Origin of the sequence: Microseira sp. BLCC-F43 (assembly GCF_041929235.1) — a bacterium.
Taxonomy (GTDB): domain Bacteria; phylum Cyanobacteriota; class Cyanobacteriia; order Cyanobacteriales; family Aerosakkonemataceae; genus Microseira.
Genome location: NZ_JBHFNP010000234.1, coordinates 105567 through 124747 on the forward strand (window position 1 = coordinate 105567; position 19181 = coordinate 124747).

Below are 19181 nucleotides of genomic sequence, written 5' to 3' on the forward strand. Positions count from 1 at the left end.
GTAACAGGCTTTTGCCGTCAGTACAATTACCCATGACGCATTACCGATTACCAGTACCGCTCGATATAACTAGCAACTTACGTTAATAGCATGTGGGAACCAGCAGCTGGGACTGATGTGGTGCGATCGCTCATACGATCGCTTCAACCACTACAAACCCCAGCTCGGCAATAGCTCCAAAATGCAGGCATCTTACCTCAGTTGCAGTCGGCGACCGACGCTACTAGCCACGGCGCGTAACAGGTAAGCTCCAGTTTCTCCAGGTTCCCGCGAGTTTGCCAGTAACATATAAGTGCCGTTTTGGGGCAAAATCGCAGCAATCCTGGCGTTGCCGCCGCCACCGCCATCACCCACTTGTGCGAGTTCCCTGCCATCGGGACCCAGCAAAATTAAATAAGGCTCAATTTCCTGGCTGCTCATCTCAATCGAGACGCGCTGACCCGCTCTCCCCTCAAACGTGTAAAAGTCGAAGAAGCTGTTATCTGCCGGTAACACATTGTCTCCCCTACCCAGAGAGCCAGAGATTGGGGAACCGTTGAGTACCAGCCTTTGAGATTGCTGAGGCACCACATTTGATCGTTGCGGTTGTGTTTGGGCGACGCGGGGTGCCCTTCCCTGACGCACCGCTGTGAGGAAAGGCTGCACCCGGTCGATGTTAATCGCAAACCCGATGCCGATGTTACCGGGAGTCGAACCGTTGGTAAAAATGGCAGTATTGACCCCAATTAATTCTCCTTGGCTGTTGAGCAATGGGCCACCAGAATTGCCGGGATTGATTGCAGCATCGGTTTGAATCAAGCCCCGTTGTCGGTCAATGCGGCTGACGATCCCGACGGTGAACGTACCGGCAAACTGACCAAAGGGATTGCCAATTGCAAACGCTCGCTGACCCACTTGTACCGAACCCGGACGCGCCAGTCGCATGGTGGGCAGATTGCTAGCCCCGCGAATTCTCAGAACGGCTAGGTCTAGATTGTTGTTACCAAAGGCCACAATATCGGCTGGCACTTGCCTGCCATCTGCCAAGGTTAGAGTAATGGGACGGCGGGCGTTGCCGACGACGTGGGCATTGGTTAAAACCAGGCCATCCGGGCTGATAATACTACCGCTGCCCGTCCCCCTACCTGTATTAATCGACACAACCGCTGCACTCGCTTGTCGATAGACGCGAATATTCGTTTGTTCGTCAACAGCTTGGGCAGAGACTGGAGCCGCATCGAGTAACAGTTGGCTGGTTAGAGCGATCGCTCCCATTCCAGCAGAACCTATAAGACTACTGGTAGCTAGGACTCCTGAAGCCGCGATTGGTAAAAGTTTAGTATTCATCCTGAGATTTGGATATAAGTGTTGACGGGTTTGAATAGAGCAAATATGATTTAGCTTCACCTTTATTTTTACTTTTTCCCATGTGGCTGTCTAATCCTTTTATGAATGTTGAAAACAAGGTTTTGAGCCTTGTAATTGATAAAAATATTAATTTTAGCCGCGAGCGCTAAGTATGCTTGCCGGTTTTGCGCCATCGTTGCAGTTCCCTAAAAATGCTAAAAAGCAACCGTTGCCAATCAAAGCCGGTTGCTCGTCGGTATGAGCTTGCGTTAGTATCAGGCAAAAAAACAGCCTCTAGTCAAACAATACCCAGCTGTTTAAAGTCTAGTAGTCAAAATTCCCGGAATTATCTTCTTCATTGCTGGATTTAATTGGCTGGTAATCAACGTAGTCTGTTGGCGTTGCTTCTACATCTTCTCGATTGCGTCTGGATGCAGACTCTTCAGAACGACGCCGCCTGGGGCGCGACGAGGTAGTTTCGGGTTCGCTGTTTTCTTCCTCGCGGGGGGGACGAGTTCTGCTACGGCGAGGGGGTCTGTCCTCATAAGATATATTCTCTTCTGGTGTTCCCCACTCATCTGTTGGTTCTAGCGTCCGTGTTTCTGTCCGGGAACGACGTCTGGGGCGCTCTGCTGACGCTTGTTTTTCTCTATCGGCACTTGATAATCGCCCCGATGGACGACGACGGGGTTCCTCCTCATACGTTCCATTGCGGGAGGCGCGCGCCTCCCTGCTGCCTCGAATTCTAGGACGAGCTTCGTACTCCTCATCCTCTACCGCCCCGATTTCGTCGAGTTCGGCTTCCTGATAAACGTTGTATTCTCGGCTGACGGTGCGTCCCCTATCTACAATCGGTGTATTCCGCTTTGCTTGCTCGGTGGTGACGCCCCGCAGGCGAAGGTTTTCCACCGCAAAATATACCGCCGATCCTGCCAACAAGTACTGACTAAACGCCAGAATTGGATCTAAGCGCCATCCCTGAAATAGAAGTATCAAGCCGCACACTAAACTAATTGCGGCAAAGAAGATATCCTGATCTCTCGCTAGTTCCGGGCGTATCGATCTGAGAAAATATAGACCTACACCAGCGATCGCTAGTGCGATTCCTAGAAAGCTGACAAAAGACAAGCCCAGATTGAGCATTTTGTTTCTCCGTGCATGAGTGTTATGGCAGCGAGTCGGTGTTCCACATTTCCACTTTAGCTTGACACGCTTAGTTTTAAATCAAGAGCCGCTTTTGTCTATATTCAAAAATGGACGCTTGTCTGCCGTTCCAACGGCGTGTAGGCGTCCTCGTCATTGTTTTTCTGTTGCTTTAAAGCCAGAAGCTTTTTTGCTCGTCTATCACACTTGAGAGACGGGTGCGTCTTAGGATCGCTGAATTTTATCTTTCTGGCTGATAAAGACCAGCCCGACTACTACTGGGATGACGACGACCACCAAACCGGCGAGCAGACTGTAAAAAAAGTTAGCTAAGGAAGGAGTCATAAATTCTGGACCTCTTTGTAACAAAACGATACTGTCCTCTCATTTTACCCTTGCGATCGCACCTTGAGAAGCCATTGCAGCTACGGAAAACTCGTGAAAGTTGAGTCGAAAAAACGCTTTGGGGGGATACAAATCTTAAAATTGTAGTGAAAGCGGTAGTTTTGCCCAAACCTGGGAGAAATTCCTGGTGTTGGCATCTTGACAAGACAATCGCTGCTAGTGAATGCCAGACCTTAGATTAAACCGCCATGACAACAGCAACCATCACCAGCTGGACTTTGGGTATCGTGTTAGGGCTAATGACCCTGCTGTTCATTTTCCGGATTGTACTTACCTGGTATCCCCAAGTCAATCTCAATCGCTTCCCCTTTAACCTGATTGGTTGGCCTACCGAACCCTTTTTAGCAATAACCAGAAAGATCGTACCGCCATTAGGCGGCGTAGACATTACCCCCATTATCTGGGTTGGCATCTTCAGCCTGCTGCGGGAAATTCTCTTAGGACAGCAAGGACTGATAACGATGATGGCATCGGTTGGGTAATTGGTAAGGGGTAATGGGTAATCGGTAATGGGCAATTCCTCACCCATTACCGATTACCCATTACCCCTTATTCATCATCCCCTCGACAAAATTGGTGTAAACATCGCCCTGCAAGAATGCCGGATTTTCCAGGATTTTTTGATGAAATCCAATCGTAGTTGGCACACCAGTGATGGCAAACTCCCGCAGGGCGCGTTTCATTCTCCTAATCGCCGTTTGACGATCTGGCCCCCAAACGATTAACTTACCAATTAAAGAATCATAATAGGGTGGAATTTCATAGTCTGTATAAACGTGGGAATCCATCCGTACCCCATTACCGCCGGGAGGCAAGTAACCGCTGATCCGCCCTGGGGAAGGTCGAAAATTATGATCTGGATCTTCGGCATTAATTCGGCATTCAATCGCATGACCCCGTAGCATTACCTGGTCTTGAGTTAAGCTGAGTCTTTCACCTTGCGCTACCCGAATTTGTTCCGCAACCAAATCAAGACCTGTAATCATTTCTGTAACGGGATGCTCGACTTGTATTCGGGTGTTCATTTCCATGAAATAAAAGTTACCCGATTGGTCAAGGAGAAACTCAACCGTACCCGCGCCGACATAGTTAATTGATTTAGCCGCCATCACCGCTGCTGTTCCCATTTTTTCGCGCAATTGGGGCGAAAGTGCGGGACTGGGGGCTTCTTCTAATAGCTTTTGGTGGCGTCTTTGAATCGAACAGTCCCGTTCGCCCAAATGGATAACATTGCCATAGGAATCGGCTAAAATTTGAAATTCAATATGGCGCGGACGCTCGATAAATTTTTCCAGATAAACCCCTGGATTGCCAAAAGCTGCTTCTGCTTCTCCCTGCGCTGCTTGGAAGAGTTTGAGGAATTCACTCGCTTCGCGCACCAAGCGCATCCCCCGTCCGCCGCCGCCAGCAGTGGCTTTAATCATTACCGGATAACCAATTTGACGCGCCAGGGAAAGTGCTTCTTTCTCGTCGGTTAGCAACCCGAGGCTTCCAGGTACGGTAGGGACGCCAACTCGCTGCATAGTTTCTTTAGCAGTTGATTTATCACCCATTGACCGGATGGCTTCTGGGGAAGGTCCGATAAAAACAATCTGGTGATCGGCGCAAATTTCGGCAAATTTGGCATTTTCTGCCAAAAAACCGTAGCCTGGGTGAATTGCCCCGACATTGCGCGTCAAAGCTGCGGCGATGATATTGGGGATATTGAGATAACTTTTACTGCTTACGGGTTCGCCGATGCACACGGCTTCGTCGGCTAGCTGGACGTGGAGGGCGTGGCGGTCAATGGTAGAGTGAACCGCAACCGTCGCGATTCCCATTTCTTCACAGGTGCGGAGGATGCGGAGGGCAATTTCTCCCCGGTTGGCAATTAGAATTTTAGAGAAGCGCATTTTCCAGCTTTTGACAACAGCAGCAGCACGAAGTTAGATAGAGGAACCACGACGAGCAACGCGAGGCAGGTTGCGAACGGCGATTCGCTACGCGACGGCTACGCCGAACGCAAGCCGCTTTAGGCGAAGCAGCTTTTTGTGTTCGGCTGTTAATCGTATCATGGCTGAATGGGGCTTTCGGAAGAAGTTAGCAACTTTTCTGATCCTTGGGTCTTGTTAAGCTGGGCGAGTGTGAGTTAAGATGAATATCTGACTCCTGACAAACGCGGATGTGGCGGAATTGGTATACGCGCACGTTTGAGGGGCGTGTGCCTTTGGCTTGCGAGTTCGAGTCTCGCCATCCGCATTGATGATTTAAAGTAGGGACGCTTGTGCGTTACCTACTTTCTCAGTTTTATGCTGACTTGGCTTGACCCTTGGCGATTGTCCGGCGGACAGGTTTGGCGATCGCACCACAAGCAGCAGCTGTTAATAAGCCTAATACAGTAGAAGCTTCGGGGACGGGTTGGGTAGAACTGGAGGCGCTTTTGATGCGATAAATTCCCCCACTATAATCCGCGACGAGCAATCCTTCTGAGTCTGCAAGAATATCTAGGGGATTCTGGAATCCATCCGCAACTAAACTAACATCCCCTGTACTGGGATCGACTAAGACAACATCCCCGTAACTGAGGGAATTTTCTCCATCTGTTTCTACTATCGGGCCTTTATTAAAGCGGGTAATAAAGGCTTTGTTCTGGAACTGTATCGGTAGTTTATTACCCTTATAAAAATCAAACCCATTAGCCGATGCGGATGGTCCTAAACCCTTGGGGTTTTTCGGGTCATGCAAAATAAATGAGTCGGTAAAAAGATTATCAAATGTTGTCGATGTTACCCGGTTTTCCGGAGCAAAGAAACCTGCGGCTAGAGCTTGCGGGTTGTTTCGCCAGTTAGGATTGGTATAGCCGTAATCTGCTAGTGGCGACACCTTAAAAAACTGGTCGTAAACGTCATTGCTCAAGTCGTTATCAAGGGAATCATAGGGACGGGGAGTACTGGTTCCATCACCATTAGAGTTAGCTCGATTATAGTTGTTGCTCATCCATAAATTGCCGTCGCGGTCAAAGGCAATCCCATAGGGATTTCTCGCTCCTGAAGAATGTACAATTAGTTTATCTTTTGCGGTTGAAGTATAGGGAGTGCTATTGGTAAGAAAATCCAAACCACTCAACAGGTTACCGTTGTTATCTCTTAATTGAGCTGCATTCGGGATGCTGGGAACTAGAGTCAGATCTTGAATCCAAGAAATCGTACCACCGTAGGATGTTTCACCGAGGGAATCGCTGCCTGCAAAAATTACATTGGTGCCATCAATCGTGCGGTTTCCGATGCCGACGTAGAGTGTATTACCCTGAATTTGAATTTGGTCTGCCCCATGGTCGCCTGTGGGGATACCTTCAACTAGATTGACATTGGTTTCGCCTGACTCACCCCATATCCCGTTGATGTTGTCATCGCTGAGGCGAACAATTTTGTCATAAGCACTGAGATACATTGTATTGCCAAGGAAGCCGATGCCAAGACCGCTGATATTTGTTGCAGTCTTGCGATCGCTCAAAATGCCACTGTTGAGATCGTAGGCGAAGCTCTCCACTCCTCGATCTTGCGTGATGGCATAAAGACGGTTGTCGGGCCCAAACGCCATCTGCGTAATTCTACTGGGATTGTTATCAAAAAAAGAACCGCTAATCTTCTGAATCTGAAGTTGATTCCCAAAAGCAGGCGCAAGACTGGCAGCATTTGCTACAGTCGGAAAGCCGAGACAAGTTAATGCTATGGCGCTGAGCGATCGCCATAGCCAAGAGTTATTGCTGTGCATGATTTGATAACTTCTGGTTCTAGCCTGAATTTTTTAGTTGATTTATTGACTTGAAAAGCATCTTATAATTCCCTTGACCGAAAAAACACTGGTTTACCAAATCTTTAAAATCTCGTTAAATCTGCGTAAGTAGCAATACTTAAAAATAAATAGACAGCAGATTGCACGGTATCCGATTAGGATAGACTCAAGGGTCTACGAGGGAAAGCTATCCACCAAACACTGGACAAAGCTCGACAACCATTACCTGTGAGAGATAGCCAGTCTCAGTCCTTCTTTGGACTACGTTAAGGGGGTGATGATACCCAAGGGTGCTTTCCAGCCTTTGGCTCTATCGTCAAAGATTAAACAGATCTATTTTGGTTAAGTCAGTGTCTTTGACTGAAAAAGCCCTTTTAACCTTGACGAGGAAAACATTACCGGAGCAATCCGAGTTGGTTTTCTAGGTTTCCAATCAAAAAACCTAGTTCAAATTCAGTTATGTATGCTTTGCGACCTTTCTCCACTTAATCAATAATTAGAGGCGTACCGATCGCGAGGTGCGATGATGGAAGCGATTCAAACACCAATCTCAAAACCATCGATTCGCTGGCCTATACTGCCAGACGACTTTGTATTACCCGATGACCCCGTGGAAAATATCGATCAACCCCTACTAGCTGCTGCACTAAGACAGCCATTAACAGCATTTCCTCAGTTAATGGAAGATGCAATTGTTGTATCAAATTTGGCTTTGTGTGCTTCTGTAGACGAGCGAATTATTTGCAAAGCACCCGACTGGATGTATGTTAGACCCGTCAATCCAACCGGGTCAAACCAACCGCGTCGCAGTTATACACCCCATACAGAAGGGGCTATTCCGCAAATCGTGATGGAGTTTCTTTCTGCTACCTACGGGGATGAATATTCGGTCGAGCATACCGAGGGTGTGGGCAAGTGGTATTTTTACGAACAGGTAATCAAAGTTCCTTATTATGCAATCTTTCGACCGACGACAGGACGCTTAGAGGTTTATGCTTTAGAGTCGGGCCGTTATAGTCAGCAAACACCCAACGAGTTTGGGCGCTATTGGATTGATGGATTAGACTTGTACTTGGCAGTTTGGGAAGGAACCCACGAGGGTAGGACTGGCTACTGGCTGCGTTGGTGGAATAGTTTGGGCGATATTCTGCCATTCTCAGAAGAACGCGCCGAAGAGGAACGTCAACGTGCCCAAGACGAACGCCAACGTGCCCAAGAGGAACGCCAACGGGCCCAAGAGGAACGCCAACGGGCCCAAGAGGCAGAGGCTTTGCTAGAACGGGAACGACAGAAAGCACAAGCAATGGCGGAGCAATTGCGTGCAATGGGGATCGATCCGGAACAGTTGTAGGGGGGTGGTTGAAGTGATGGAAAAATTACAAGAATTTAGGGAATTTGAATATCAAGGATGGCAACAATCTGCTGATGAATACCATTATTCTTTTGGTTCTCTAACTTTTCAAATGATTAAACCTTTGCTCGATACTGTTAATGCTCAAGCAGGGATAAAATTACTTGATGTTGCCACTGGGCCTGGTTATGTGGCAGCCCAAGCTGCTCAAGGTCAATGTCAAGTGACTGGGTTAGATTTTTCCCTTGCAATGTTAGCCAAAGCAAGGGAAATCAATCCCGCTCTGAATTGGGTTCAGGGGGACGCGGAATCTTTGCCTTTTAACCCAGGAGAATTTGACGCGGTGGTGATGAACTTTGGGATTTTGCATTTGGCTGAACCCCAAAAAGCGATTAATGAAGCGTTTCGGGTACTGCGCGGTGGCGGTAAATTTGCCTTTACTGTCTGGGATGTTCTAGAAAAATCGATCGGCTTCCAGCTAATTTATCAGGCGATTCAAACCTATGGCGCTCCAGATGTGCCGATTCCGCCGGGACCACCATTTTTTTATTTTAGCCAGCCAGAAAACTCGATCAATGCATTGGAAAATGCGGGATTTACCAACCCTTTAGTCGAGCAAATACCTTTAATTTGGGAATTAGAAAGCGCCGAGCATTTTTTTGCAGCTTTTTATAAAGGTACAGCTAGAACAGGTGGTTTGCTGCGGCGTCAACCTGAGAAAAATCTGGAAAATATCCGCGCAGCCATTAGTGAAACAACCCAGCCTTACTTGAAAGATAATAAACTGGTTGTACCAATGTCGGCTTTAGTTGTATCGGCTGAAAAATTGTAGTTGGAAAACACCTATGGTTTCATCTATTGACCCCCAATTAGCGATTCAAAAGTCACAATCAACCATCTCACTTCCTCAACCACCTACGTTTGAGCGATTCGAAGATGAACGCCTGCATCGCAAACAACGTTTAGCAGCTGCTTTTCGTCTGTTTGCGCGCTACAGGTTTGATGAAGGAATTGCCGGACACATTACCGTCAGAGATCCGGAATTGACTGACCATTTCTGGGTTAATCCTTTCGGTATGTACTTTGGTCATATCCGCGTCTCAGACTTGATATTAGTTAACCATAAAGGTGAAATTATCCAGGGTGATAAACCTGTCAATGCTGCCGCTTTTGCGATTCACGCCCAAATCCATTTTGCCCGACCTGATGTCATAGCTGCTGCCCATGCTCATTCTATCTATGGTAAAACTTGGTCAACTTTGAAACGCTTGCTCGATCCCCTAACTCAAGATGCTTGTGCTTTTTATCAAGATCATGCTTTGTTTGAGGATTATAGTGGGGTAGTGTTAGATCCAAAAGAAGGCTCGCGCATTGCTGCAACTCTAGGAAAAAAGAAAGCAATTATCCTTTGCAATCACGGTTTGCTAACGGTGGGACAGTCAGTTGATGAAACTGCTTGGTGGTTTATCGCAATGGATAATTGTTGTCAAGCACAATTGATGGCTGAAGCAGTGGGAAAACCAACGTTAATCGATGCGGATATTGCCAAGCTAACCTATAGCCAGGTAGGTACTCACTCCCTAGGTTGGTTTAGCTTCCAACCTCTGTATGAAATGATTGTCAAACAAGAGCCAGATTTACTTGATTGAGCGGCTATAAGATGTTATCTCAATTTCGATAGCATCTGATATAATGTCCGAGCGAGCGCTGATAATAATCGGCTAAAACCCTTATTCTTTCGTAGACTTTCAAAAGTTTTCGGTCTACTGAAAGTCATTACTGTTGAATCTACAAAATCAAGCTTATGCTACCTGTATACACAGGCATTCGACCCCCAAAACCAGTTGATATACTCTTTCTCAACCTCAGCAACCTGCCCGGACGCCCAGTTTATCCTTACGCTTTTGTTCAGGTGTCGGCGCTTGCTCGGCGGGCGGGGTTGTCCGTTGTCCGTTGGGATGGGCTGGATTTGAGCAGACAACAAAAGCTTGATTGTATCGCGCAACTCGTCAAAGACCACCAGCCTCGTGCTGTCGCTTTTACCGTTCGACAAGCAGATTCCGTTGCCGCAGATAACTACATCAGCATTGACTCCAAAACCCCCCCCAAAAATCCCTGGTTCCCAGTAGAAGACACTCGCGCAGCCATTCTGCGTGTTCGTGAGGTATGCAACGCTAAGATTTTTGCAGGTGGATTTAATTTCACCGTTAACTCCGTGTCTGCGGCAGAGTATTTAAAACCTGACTTTGCCATTGTTGGCGAACCTGACGAATTTCTCCAGCACTTTGACGAAGTTCTCATGGGTCGGACTGAGGGCATATCCAACTTACTCTATCGTGCTGACGGTGAATGGCGACAGAATCAGCGCGTATTCTGGGGACCTTTGGACGATATAGAATACACAGAAGACATTATCGATGAAATCTTCCGTTTTCACGGCGAGCGCCCCCTCCGCAACGCCCACCTTGAAGCTGTTCCAGGTCTCGGTTCGTATAAGGAGACAGGAATTTCCATCGCCATTGAAATAGCTCGCGGTTGCCCTTGCTCTTGTGTGTTTTGTTGTGAACCAAAGGTGAAAGGAACAACCGTGCGGTTACGAAATTTGGATGTTATTGAAGCAGAAATTCACAACTTACTCCGGTATGGACTCAGGTATTACTGGTTTATCTGTTCTGAACTGAATTTCGCTAAAGACCATGTTCTAGAGTTGGCGGAACGGGTGATTCGGATTAACGAGACACTACCGCTTCCGATTTTCTGGCGGTCTTACTTTCTACCTGTGAAATTCAACAAAGACGAATTTCGGCTGCTCTTGAGATCCGGTCTGTTAATTGAACAGAGCGGACCTTTTACAACTTTGAGCGATGAAAACTTAAAACAGATGCGCGAACCCTATCGAGTAAGACATGCTCTACAGCACATCAAAAACCTGATGGAACTGAATGAAGAACCAACCAGAGTTTCAGGAAAGACGTCAACCTCGTTGGGTTCTCTGGTCATGGCTAGGAAATCCCTACGCAACGCTGGATTCTGTTCGCACGACGTTAGAAACCTTCAGCCAGGAGAAACTCGATCTCAAGTACGATGAAGCAGATAGTTATCCTGCAATACGAGTCTATGAATGTCTTGATAATCTCCCTGAAGAAGTAAGACAAAAAGCTATTACTGTTACCCAAGATGATGATACTCCCAAAACCCTTATCCATCCATCTTACTACTACAATTCCAAGCTAGTAGAACATTTTGGAGGAATTGGAGAGGTACACAGTTTCATGCAATATGCACAAGAGACGTTTCTCTCCAGATACTACAGACTAACCCGCAATTGGCGCTTCTTTGCCCAAAGCTTAGAATTTCCACTGCTTGAGGAAGTTGTGGCACCCCTAAAGGATACTGACTTAGGAGTAATCCAACTGCCTCCTTGGGTGGAACATCCCGATCTAGGAAAGCTAAACCCAATCTATTGGCAGGAACAAGCAAATGTTTTATTGCATCAGGAAAGCTCGACACTAAAGCAGCTAATAAAAGAAGCTGACCTGAAACAAGATGAAGGAAATGCAATCCTAGCATGTATCCTACACGCGGCTTTCTCTGTCAATCGCAAGGAAATGGCACCTGTTTTTGAGAAGCTGAAATTGCCGATCGACTCCGAAGGATATCCACCAGCATCGTCCTACCTCACCGTTTCTACATTGATTAAGTTCCACAGGACTGAAGCTGCGGTTCTTGAGGTTGTGAAGCAGGACTTCACACCCAAACAACTGACATTATTTCGCTATTATCTCTACGCTATCAATGTTCAGATCAAACCAAAATACGCTTTTCTAGCACCGCAAGGAAGGGGGAGTAACTGCAACTAAATCACTTGACATCTTTTGACTTCTTTTTTAAAGTCAATATCTAGCAGAACTGCTAGGCATTTGCCAAACACATCTTCATCTCGAACAGCTTCTAAGTTCTTTCGGGTTCGGCATTAGTCATTAGCCTAACCAGCAACTTGGGTTAATTATTTTTTGGATAAACTCTTGCTCAGATTTCTAGCCTCCAAAAATTTTAATTGCTGATAAAGCATCGTTATCTGAGGTACTGGGACGCCGACTTGTTGCGCTGCACGGATTGGGTTGCCAAAAATGGCTTCTATTTCTAAAGGAAGATGAAAATCGTAGTCGAGTTTCATGCTAGTAAGGTAGGGTTTCATCTTAACTGTATCCTCCAGCCTCTGTTGGATGAAACTCTCCTTTATTTCCAAACCATACCCAAAAGCAGCAGCCACTACTTCTCGCATTAATTGTTCAGCCATTTTACGCCCGTGTAGGTCAGCCATGATGGCATATGTTGTGGCATTTAATACTACTGATAAACCGTTAAAGGGAATATTCCAAACCAATTTTTTCCAGCGCGTAAGCATTAAATTCTCTTCCATCTGGATGGGAATGCCAGCTTGCTCAAAATCAGCGGCAATCTGACGCATTGTATTGGTAATTCCTTCAGTGCCATAAGCAGCTAGCTGAATCTGACCGTAATCGATATGATGAATTTTACCCGGACTAATTTTGTTGGAACAGATAAAGCACAGCCCTCCCAGGATTTCGATATTTTCCCCCACAACAGAGGCAATTTCAGGTTCAATTCCCAATCCGTTTTGCAGCGTTAGGACAACACCGCCTTGTTTAATTAAAGGTGGTAATAATTGAGGCAGTAGGTGATTTTGAGTCGTTTTCAGGGCGATTAATACGACATCACAACGAGGCATATCTTTCACGTCGTTGTAGGCATTCACCTGGGGTAAGGTAAAGTCGCCATTGATTGACGAAATCGCCAAACCATGCTGTTTGACATGTTCGTAATCTCGGTGCAGGAGAAAATGCACCTCTAGCCCAATTTTTTGTAACAGAGATCCGTAAAAGCCTCCAATTGCCCCAGTACCTACAACGGCGTAGCTTCTTCCCATAAGTCAAATTTCCTGGTTCTACTCTTGAGATGTGACGATCGCTATTTTTTACGTTTACCCTAAATTGGCATCTAATAGAGCAGTACCCAGCAGATTTTGTGGGATTATTTAAGTCATGGGTTAGGGAAGCGGTACGTTAGCGCTTGGCGCTTGAGTTGGGGGAGTTGTTTGCTATGACTAGGATAGAGTGCGATCGCTGCGCGAAATGGGACTCGCTGCAAAACAGTTGTAGGGGAAAAGGGAATGGGGGAAGCGCTTGTTAAGCTGAGGGAGAACTAATCTGAGAAAGTAAAACCACCGATAAACCAGGAACTTGACTAAAGCTCTGGTCATTCGTCAGAAACGTGGTACATTGAGTCAACAATGCCGTTGCTGCATGGATAGCATCAGGTAGTTTAATGTTGACAGTAGCACGGAGTCTAGCAGCCTCAATTAACACATCGCGGTTAACAGGAATAACTGATAAATTTTGTGAAGTTCGGATGAATTGTTTATACGTTGTCTGTTGTGCTAAGTCCTGATTTTGGATAGGTTTAACCAGTGCCTCAGCTAGTGACAGTTCGCTGGTTACAGCAGTCAAATTACCCTGGTCTATGCTTTGGAATAGCTGGGTTAAGTCTTGAATGTAAGCTGGATATCCTTCTAAGGCATATATCCAGATGTTGACATCCAGGTAGACTAGATTGCCTTGAATTGCATCTAGGATTCCCATGAATCCCGTTCCTGACGAATAAATTGATCTGCTGACTCTGGGTTGGGAAAAATGCCTTTTGCTGCTCCAATAAAACTGGTTAAAGACTTTGGAGGCTCATCAATATCGGGGATTGTTTCTAGAAGTACAATAACCTCTACAGTTGCGCCTGCTGGCAGTTCTAGAGAACGGATTTCTACTAGACCACCAGGTTGTACTATTGCCTTTTGTCTAAGTCCAGTAAGCATTAGCATTTATCCCGATCTGTGGAAGAAAGTTACAGTTTAATCATAACTTGGCTTGCATTGGAACAGGAGCGATCGCATTTTGATCTCAAGCAATGCCTTAAACTTGAAAGCCTTTCACAATGCGAAACGCGAAGCCGCGCGCTCTTCGCTTTGCGCTTGACTGGGATAATTTGGCAAAGGGTTTCCATCTTGATTTGAGGGAGTTGTACTCCTAAGATTAGGATAGGGTATTAATGCAGCTTCGGCGACGCGATTCTACTCCTATCTCTAGCCTAGCCTGGAGCGGCGACACCTATCACAAGGTATGTTACAACCCTTACGGAATATTCGGCAAATTCAAGTTAGAGCGGTCAGAATCAAGATTAGAAGGTAAACCTATTCTTGAGAAGAACTCATCAGTGAATTTTACACAGGATTCCACCGTCCATTTAGCGCAACCATACCCTAAGCACTTGTGCGGGAAGAAAGCGCAATTTCCTGCATCTGCCAGTGGGTTTAGTCTGTTGATTCTGTTTTCTAACTTTCTCCTCAACTTCTCACTCAACGTTTTCTCATAGCCATCTCCATTACCAACCCACTCAGGCTTATAATGTACTAAAGCATTGCGTACTTCAATAAGGTCAGACGCCGACTGATAAGGCTCGCATCCTTTGTCAAACAAATTTTTTTGAGCCAGAGTAAGAGCTATTTGGTATTTCTCCAGAATTGAGCTTTTTTCTATCTGTTTCCACATAATATCCATTAGCGCATCAGCATCAGGACTCAATTTTATGGAGCTATAACCATCCGCTATGTCTACAAAAAACTCGTTTATCGTTGCCTCAAGATACGAAACAGCAGTAATGATGGAACCAGTTACATAGGATCTATGCTCATAAAATAATTCGGCTGGACGTTTGCCGTCATCAGCTGCCTCAATTTCATAGCTTAATTTTGCTAAGTGAACTGCTGACTTAATGTGGCTTAATGATAAGAGTGAGCGTATTTCCACTTCCATTGTTATGCTTGAAGTGTCGATTTTAACGTCGAATTTACCCCGATGTTTACAGCTGCGTTGTCCATTTTCATCCTGGCAAATAGCAGCAATTTTTATCAATCCTCCTCCGTTTATGTGCTGAATTATTTCATCAGCACACGCATCCAAGTCTTTGTCGTGGGATGTCAGCGAATCGAATCGTGAAGAATATAGATAATAACTGCCGTCCGACTCTACTACATTACATTCAGATGAAATAAGTTGCTTGCTCAGCGTTGAAAGATGAGAATCATCACCTTCTAGTAAAATCATCCATTTCATACTATCTATTATTCCAGACAATTTCCTTAATATTTTTCAGGTTATACTGAATTTTTGAGCGATCGCAACACCAATAACCAGGCGATCGCTTCTCAGATGAATAGTGCCGGAGACAGGTTGAAAAACTCTCCTAAAGCTTTAGCTTGTGCTTTGCTAATCGATCTCTTGCCATTAACTATTTCCGATACCACACCTTTTGAACCAATAATTTCAACTAAATCCACCTGCTTCAGCCCTCGCGCCTCCATCAGATGCAACAAAACTGCCTGGGGAGATGATGCTTCCTCTGGAAACTGGGAATCCTCATAAGTTTCGACCAGGATAGACAGTAGTTCGAGTAGAGAATTTTCCTCTGGCGAAAGTTCTTCTCCACGTGCCATTAAATTTTCTATAGATTCAAGAACGCGATTGTACTCATCTTCGGAAGCAATAGCTTTAGGTTGATATGCTGCCAAGAGAGAACCGTAAGTTTTGCTGTCGGGAGTGATAGTCATGATTCAATGTATTTATCAATTGATGGAATTTTCTTTTTGTAGGCGGGGAGGTTTCGATTCCCCGCCAGCGGCTTACTTAAGAAGTTTTTTTGGACTGTTTTTTGAAGTAGGGGTCATCTTTCCACTTTTGGTCTTCATATTCGTCATGTGTTAGTAGATACTTGTAATAAATTATTTGGGCTGTAAAATTAAAACCTACGATTAAGCGATGATTCTTGATATTAAAAATTAAAAAATTTTCTACTATGTCTACAGAGCGGTCATAAGTTTTTCGTATATCATCTAGGTGTCGCCACTGGGCATTTTTAACCACGTCACACCATATTTTAACCGCTTCCTGTATATCTTGTGGGAATTTTTTAGCATCTTCTATAACATTTGGTTTTTTAATTAATCCCATAACAGCCTAAATATTTAGGACTTTTTTATGTTCTCATATTGAGAACATAAATGTCAGGCAGCCTGTGGGGCAGTACGTATCGCTCCCCCACGACCCATAGCAACAGTCAGAACAACGCTATCATAAGAAAAAGTTAAGTTATGTAAAGAACCTTGACTGCGACTTTTACAGCACCAGACAGCCTAACTCTGCCAACCTCTTGGCACGCCCTCACGCCCATCTGGCAAGGGGGAGAAAGTATGATAAAACAAGGATTGCCTCATTCGCAACTGGCACCGACTTGGCAATTGTTGCTTCTGGGAGACGGTTCCCCCACGCGCCACTTGCAACTGCTGACAGGGGAGAAGACTGAAGTAGATTTAATTGATATGTCTCCTGTGGGAATGAACCCAGATGGCGCACCGGAACAAATGCAGGTTGTACCGGGACCCCGCGTCAGACGACAAGTGTGGTTGCGGACAGCTTCTGGGCAGCGGTTAGCTTATGCCTGTTCTTGGTGGGAAGCTAGCCACGTGGACGAGTATTTGCAAAACCGTTCTATACCAATTTGGGCGAGTTTAGAACGCCTGCGAACTGAGTTGTATCGCGATGTTCAAGGCATTTATTACGGTCACTCGCAGGCGTTAGAAAAGGCTTTTGGACATACCGGGCCATTTTGGGGGCGCCATTATTTGTTTTGGCATCACAAACAGCCTTTGACGCTAATTTATGAGGTGTTTTCCCCTTATTTGACTAAGTATTTGGGGCCTATGCAGGGGGAGCAATTTTAGATTTTAGATTTGAGATTGCAGATTTTAAATTTAATTCAATCTGCCATCTCAAATCTGCAATTTGCAATTAGCTAGCAGCTACTTTCCCATTTGCCGCCGGACAATATCGCTTCCCTTTCTCGCAGCAATTTTTCTTGATATTTCTGCCATATTTGGTACAAAAATAGCTTCACCGCATCATTATATTGCTTACCGTATTTCTTGCTATCTCTATAAATTGCAGCCTTCAAAAAGTTTAGCTGCTGCAAAGTTTCGCATTTTTGTATCTGGCAAGCGATCGCATTTTTCCACTGTTCCAATTTGCGATAGCTGACAAACTGCCCGCCTCTATCCCGGCGATGGACGAAAAGGACGTAACGCCAGCGTTGGATATCTTTGATCGCCGACTCAGCAATCCCCAGCAATTTGGCAATTTGACGCTTGGTGATGCGGAATTTGGCGGCGGGTTGAATGCGCTTAAACAAGGCTGTCATGGTTTATACATCCTTTCTCATCCGGCTCATCGGTCAGGCTTTTCATAAATACAGTATACACTATCCGGGAACCTCAAGTCAATATATAGGATTTAGGAAAAAGCGTGACATCGACCAGGATGGACAGCGATCGCGCTAGAATGTTTGTATTATCGAAGGATTCAGGATTTTAGAGGCTTGTGTCTGGTTGTTATGCCGCGTCAAACCAAGAAAAACCAACCAATCGTCCGATTTGATAAGGTGGGAATGCTCAACGTAGGGCTTATTTTGAAAACTGCCCGCGAACAGAAAGGCTTAACGCTGGATGAGTTATCAGACCTCACCGGGGTTGGGAAAACCAGACTCAACGATGTGGAATTGGGCAACGGCAATAAACTGATGGTGGATACGTTGGAAGCGTATCGGCGGGTTGTTCTTCCCCAAAATCCGCAGACTGGCAATATTTATCAGTGTTGGGAATTGCTGGAAATTGCGATGATTCTTGAAGATCCGCCGGAATTGGAAAAGGAAGAAAGTGGGGTTTAATATCACGTCGCTTAGTATCGAACTCGTAAAGTTAACAGTTTTGTAGGGGCGGGTTTTACCAGTCACTTTTGATGCCAAGCGAATTGTGTTGATAAACCCGCCCCCCCGTGGGATGCCCTTCGCAAGAGGACATGATATAACCGATAGCCGAACTTGTTATCGCTGAAATTCCTCTAAAAATGCTGATTATTAATTTACAAACAGCCCTTGTGCAACAATGGATACCACCGCGACTTATCGAGACATTGTAAAACAGGTTATTCTTAAATACGCCAAACCGTTATAGCGGTTTGCAGGCGCATGAGGTACAGCGAAAGTTTGTCAAGCGCGCTGCCATTTTTGCTGCGCGCTTGACAAACAAAGCCAAAAGGCTGTACCTCACTCATATGATGTCCGTTGAATTGCCCATAATAAAAAAACCTCACAGAGTTGTTGCGTAGGGGCACGGCATCATAGATATCTCGGACAAACAGATAACGTTGATCGTGCCCTGCCCCGACTGCCAATTATGGGTAATCGACCGGACATGATATCACTTGCAATCTGCTGTAAATACGCTGCGATACATTCACGCCAACCCCAAGGCGGCGGGTATGCAGCAAGGGTTTTTCTACGATTTCAGCAACTACGGGATTTAAGACAGGTTGGGAGATGACGGAATTACTCAATGGCATCCCGCGTGCAGCTAGGTAAAACCCTAGATGAATGTGCTGCCAAATACCGCAAGTTTTGTCAGAAATACCGACCGAAACCCAAGCCCGAAACGCGAAATCATTGGGGGAGTAAGCTATTGGCAGGAATGAAAGTCAAAAAGGGTAAAGGTATAAAAAAGTCACCCGGTCAGATGTGCCTACCTTGGGCAGAGTGGGAAGCCATAGACCCAGAAATTGAGGCGGTAGCAGAAAAGTTTATCCTCGCTAATTGCTATAACCCTCAAGCTGCTGGTCAGATGCTTCAGCGCCAGTGCCCGGTATCGGAAAGCCAGACAGCGCAGGGGTTCGTGGAAATCGACCCGGAAATGAATCTTAAAGATCCGCCGTAAGCCTTAGATGTTACAGTTTACAAGTCTCGACGCGAGAGAAGAACTCCACCCCCCAAACCCCAACACAATCCAACCCCAACATTCAGGGAGATGTCCCAGAGGGGCATTGAGGGAAAAGGTGAGGTCATCGTAGTTTAACCATTTGTCTTTCACACCTAAAAATTACGGGAGCGTGGTAGCCCCGTCAATTCATTGCGGGGCCCAAACGCGACACGAGCAGATTTATCTGCCGTCAATATTAGTTAAGATTAATCAATATTATCATCTAGGTCAAAGCCAGTAGATTATAAT

Annotated in this window: 21 protein-coding genes and 1 tRNA gene; 10 read left to right on the forward strand and 12 right to left on the reverse strand. The window is 45.8% G+C overall.

The window, feature by feature from the left end; all coding sequences use genetic code 11:
- Window positions 1-192 precede the first annotated feature (192 nt).
- The 3 genes from ACE1CM_RS31660 to psbX all read right to left on the reverse strand — a co-directional run bounded on the left by ACE1CM_RS31660 (window position 193) and on the right by psbX (window position 2814).
- Entirely contained in the window at window positions 193-1326 is a 1134-nt protein-coding gene (locus ACE1CM_RS31660) for a S1C family serine protease (protein WP_374882844.1), read from the reverse strand.
- Window positions 1327-1650: 324 nt separating this feature from the next.
- Window positions 1651-2469 carry a Ycf66 family protein gene (locus ACE1CM_RS31665; protein ID WP_374882845.1) on the reverse strand — a complete coding sequence of 273 codons (819 nt, stop codon included), beginning with the start codon at window positions 2467-2469 and terminating at the stop codon, window positions 1651-1653.
- Between the two features lie 225 nt (window positions 2470-2694).
- Window positions 2695-2814: a photosystem II reaction center protein PsbX gene (gene psbX, locus ACE1CM_RS31670; RefSeq protein WP_374882846.1), complete on the reverse strand. Its 120-nt coding sequence runs from the start codon at window positions 2812-2814 to the stop codon at window positions 2695-2697.
- A gap of 248 nt (window positions 2815-3062) precedes the next feature.
- Between psbX and ACE1CM_RS31675 the strand changes: the two genes are divergently transcribed.
- Window positions 3063-3356: a YggT family protein gene (locus tag ACE1CM_RS31675; protein ID WP_226579186.1), complete on the forward strand. Its 294-nt coding sequence runs from the start codon at window positions 3063-3065 to the stop codon at window positions 3354-3356.
- Window positions 3357-3416: 60 nt separating this feature from the next.
- On the opposite strand, the gene accC is transcribed toward ACE1CM_RS31675, so the two are convergent.
- The gene (accC, locus tag ACE1CM_RS31680; protein ID WP_374882847.1) at window positions 3417-4766 is read right to left on the reverse strand and encodes an acetyl-CoA carboxylase biotin carboxylase subunit; all 1350 of its coding nucleotides are present in this window, start codon (window positions 4764-4766) and stop codon (window positions 3417-3419) included.
- Window positions 4767-5031: 265 nt separating this feature from the next.
- On the opposite strand from accC, the gene ACE1CM_RS31685 reads away from it, so the two are divergent.
- Window positions 5032-5112, forward strand: a tRNA-Leu gene (locus ACE1CM_RS31685).
- Window positions 5113-5160: 48 nt separating this feature from the next.
- Here ACE1CM_RS31685 and ACE1CM_RS31690 read toward each other — a convergent pair.
- Window positions 5161-6627: a PQQ-dependent sugar dehydrogenase gene (locus ACE1CM_RS31690; RefSeq protein WP_374882848.1), complete on the reverse strand. Its 1467-nt coding sequence runs from the start codon at window positions 6625-6627 to the stop codon at window positions 5161-5163.
- A gap of 544 nt (window positions 6628-7171) precedes the next feature.
- Between ACE1CM_RS31690 and ACE1CM_RS31695 the strand changes: the two genes are divergently transcribed.
- The 5 genes from ACE1CM_RS31695 (at window position 7172) to ACE1CM_RS31715 (ending at window position 11859) form a co-directional block, all read left to right on the forward strand.
- Complete coding sequence (locus ACE1CM_RS31695) at window positions 7172-7999, forward strand: Uma2 family endonuclease (protein ID WP_374882849.1); 828 nt, start codon at window positions 7172-7174, stop codon at window positions 7997-7999.
- Between the two features lie 16 nt (window positions 8000-8015).
- Entirely contained in the window at window positions 8016-8831 is an 816-nt protein-coding gene (locus tag ACE1CM_RS31700) for a class I SAM-dependent methyltransferase (RefSeq protein ID WP_374882866.1), read from the forward strand.
- A gap of 13 nt (window positions 8832-8844) precedes the next feature.
- A complete protein-coding gene (locus ACE1CM_RS31705) occupies window positions 8845-9648 on the forward strand; it encodes a class II aldolase/adducin family protein (protein WP_374882850.1) in 804 nt (267 codons plus the stop codon).
- Window positions 9649-9803: 155 nt separating this feature from the next.
- Entirely contained in the window at window positions 9804-11087 is a 1284-nt protein-coding gene (locus ACE1CM_RS31710) for a B12-binding domain-containing radical SAM protein (RefSeq protein WP_374882851.1), read from the forward strand.
- 184 nt (window positions 11088-11271) lie between these two features.
- Window positions 11272-11859 carry a hypothetical protein gene (locus ACE1CM_RS31715; protein WP_374882852.1) on the forward strand — a complete coding sequence of 196 codons (588 nt, stop codon included), beginning with the start codon at window positions 11272-11274 and terminating at the stop codon, window positions 11857-11859.
- Between the two features lie 146 nt (window positions 11860-12005).
- Here ACE1CM_RS31715 and ACE1CM_RS31720 read toward each other — a convergent pair whose 3' ends face one another.
- The 6 genes from ACE1CM_RS31720 to ACE1CM_RS31745 form a co-directional block, all read right to left on the reverse strand.
- Window positions 12006-12950, reverse strand: a complete 945-nt coding sequence (locus ACE1CM_RS31720; RefSeq protein ID WP_374882853.1) for a putative 2-dehydropantoate 2-reductase — start codon at window positions 12948-12950, stop codon at window positions 12006-12008.
- A 259-nt stretch (window positions 12951-13209) separates the two neighbouring features.
- The gene (locus ACE1CM_RS31725) at window positions 13210-13662 is read right to left on the reverse strand and encodes a PIN domain-containing protein (RefSeq protein WP_226579176.1); all 453 of its coding nucleotides are present in this window, start codon (window positions 13660-13662) and stop codon (window positions 13210-13212) included.
- Window positions 13650-13889: a hypothetical protein gene (locus tag ACE1CM_RS31730; protein ID WP_374882854.1), complete on the reverse strand. Its 240-nt coding sequence runs from the start codon at window positions 13887-13889 to the stop codon at window positions 13650-13652. The genes ACE1CM_RS31725 and ACE1CM_RS31730 overlap by 13 nt, the downstream gene beginning before the upstream one ends.
- Window positions 13890-14205: 316 nt before the next feature.
- The gene (locus ACE1CM_RS31735) at window positions 14206-15186 is read right to left on the reverse strand and encodes a hypothetical protein (protein ID WP_374882855.1); all 981 of its coding nucleotides are present in this window, start codon (window positions 15184-15186) and stop codon (window positions 14206-14208) included.
- Window positions 15187-15278: 92 nt separating this feature from the next.
- Window positions 15279-15680 (reverse strand): type II toxin-antitoxin system HigA family antitoxin, encoded by a 402-nt coding sequence (locus tag ACE1CM_RS31740; RefSeq protein ID WP_374882856.1) that lies wholly within the window; start codon window positions 15678-15680, stop codon window positions 15279-15281.
- A gap of 76 nt (window positions 15681-15756) precedes the next feature.
- On the reverse strand, window positions 15757-16080 hold the full coding sequence (locus ACE1CM_RS31745; RefSeq protein WP_374882857.1) for a type II toxin-antitoxin system HigB family toxin: 324 nt from the start codon (window positions 16078-16080) through the stop codon (window positions 15757-15759).
- 152 nt (window positions 16081-16232) lie between these two features.
- Between ACE1CM_RS31745 and ACE1CM_RS31750 the strand changes: the two genes are divergently transcribed.
- The gene (locus tag ACE1CM_RS31750; RefSeq protein ID WP_374882858.1) at window positions 16233-16850 is read left to right on the forward strand and encodes a chorismate lyase; all 618 of its coding nucleotides are present in this window, start codon (window positions 16233-16235) and stop codon (window positions 16848-16850) included.
- Between the two features lie 71 nt (window positions 16851-16921).
- On the opposite strand, the gene ACE1CM_RS31755 is transcribed toward ACE1CM_RS31750, so the two are convergent.
- The gene (locus ACE1CM_RS31755; RefSeq protein ID WP_374882859.1) at window positions 16922-17323 is read right to left on the reverse strand and encodes a hypothetical protein; all 402 of its coding nucleotides are present in this window, start codon (window positions 17321-17323) and stop codon (window positions 16922-16924) included.
- A gap of 177 nt (window positions 17324-17500) precedes the next feature.
- On the opposite strand from ACE1CM_RS31755, the gene ACE1CM_RS31760 reads away from it, so the two are divergent.
- On the forward strand, window positions 17501-17848 hold the full coding sequence (locus ACE1CM_RS31760; RefSeq protein ID WP_374882860.1) for a helix-turn-helix domain-containing protein: 348 nt from the start codon (window positions 17501-17503) through the stop codon (window positions 17846-17848).
- Between the two features lie 667 nt (window positions 17849-18515).
- Window positions 18516-18890 (forward strand): hypothetical protein, encoded by a 375-nt coding sequence (locus ACE1CM_RS31765; protein WP_374882861.1) that lies wholly within the window; start codon window positions 18516-18518, stop codon window positions 18888-18890.
- Window positions 18891-19181: the final 291 nt, after the last annotated feature.

What these genes read in the sequence shown, in the direction of transcription:
- ACE1CM_RS31660 (WP_374882844.1), bottom strand. Translation starts at nt 1,326, where the DNA reads ATGAATACTAAACTTTTACCAATCGCGGCTTCAGGAGTCCTAGCTACC.
- ACE1CM_RS31665 (WP_374882845.1), bottom strand. Translation starts at nt 2,469, where the DNA reads ATGCTCAATCTGGGCTTGTCTTTTGTCAGCTTTCTAGGAATCGCACTA.
- psbX (WP_374882846.1), bottom strand. Translation starts at nt 2,814, where the DNA reads ATGACTCCTTCCTTAGCTAACTTTTTTTACAGTCTGCTCGCCGGTTTG.
- ACE1CM_RS31675 (WP_226579186.1), top strand. Translation starts at nt 3,063, where the DNA reads ATGACAACAGCAACCATCACCAGCTGGACTTTGGGTATCGTGTTAGGG.
- accC (WP_374882847.1), bottom strand. Translation starts at nt 4,766, where the DNA reads ATGCGCTTCTCTAAAATTCTAATTGCCAACCGGGGAGAAATTGCCCTC.
- ACE1CM_RS31690 (WP_374882848.1), bottom strand. Translation starts at nt 6,627, where the DNA reads ATGCACAGCAATAACTCTTGGCTATGGCGATCGCTCAGCGCCATAGCA.
- ACE1CM_RS31695 (WP_374882849.1), top strand. Translation starts at nt 7,172, where the DNA reads ATGATGGAAGCGATTCAAACACCAATCTCAAAACCATCGATTCGCTGG.
- ACE1CM_RS31700 (WP_374882866.1), top strand. Translation starts at nt 8,016, where the DNA reads ATGGAAAAATTACAAGAATTTAGGGAATTTGAATATCAAGGATGGCAA.
- ACE1CM_RS31705 (WP_374882850.1), top strand. Translation starts at nt 8,845, where the DNA reads ATGGTTTCATCTATTGACCCCCAATTAGCGATTCAAAAGTCACAATCA.
- ACE1CM_RS31710 (WP_374882851.1), top strand. Translation starts at nt 9,804, where the DNA reads ATGCTACCTGTATACACAGGCATTCGACCCCCAAAACCAGTTGATATA.
- ACE1CM_RS31715 (WP_374882852.1), top strand. Translation starts at nt 11,272, where the DNA reads ATGCAATATGCACAAGAGACGTTTCTCTCCAGATACTACAGACTAACC.
- ACE1CM_RS31720 (WP_374882853.1), bottom strand. Translation starts at nt 12,950, where the DNA reads ATGGGAAGAAGCTACGCCGTTGTAGGTACTGGGGCAATTGGAGGCTTT.
- ACE1CM_RS31725 (WP_226579176.1), bottom strand. Translation starts at nt 13,662, where the DNA reads ATGGGAATCCTAGATGCAATTCAAGGCAATCTAGTCTACCTGGATGTC.
- ACE1CM_RS31730 (WP_374882854.1), bottom strand. Translation starts at nt 13,889, where the DNA reads ATGCTTACTGGACTTAGACAAAAGGCAATAGTACAACCTGGTGGTCTA.
- ACE1CM_RS31735 (WP_374882855.1), bottom strand. Translation starts at nt 15,186, where the DNA reads ATGAAATGGATGATTTTACTAGAAGGTGATGATTCTCATCTTTCAACG.
- ACE1CM_RS31740 (WP_374882856.1), bottom strand. Translation starts at nt 15,680, where the DNA reads ATGACTATCACTCCCGACAGCAAAACTTACGGTTCTCTCTTGGCAGCA.
- ACE1CM_RS31745 (WP_374882857.1), bottom strand. Translation starts at nt 16,080, where the DNA reads ATGGGATTAATTAAAAAACCAAATGTTATAGAAGATGCTAAAAAATTC.
- ACE1CM_RS31755 (WP_374882859.1), bottom strand. Translation starts at nt 17,323, where the DNA reads ATGACAGCCTTGTTTAAGCGCATTCAACCCGCCGCCAAATTCCGCATC.
- ACE1CM_RS31765 (WP_374882861.1), top strand. Translation starts at nt 18,516, where the DNA reads ATGGCATCCCGCGTGCAGCTAGGTAAAACCCTAGATGAATGTGCTGCC.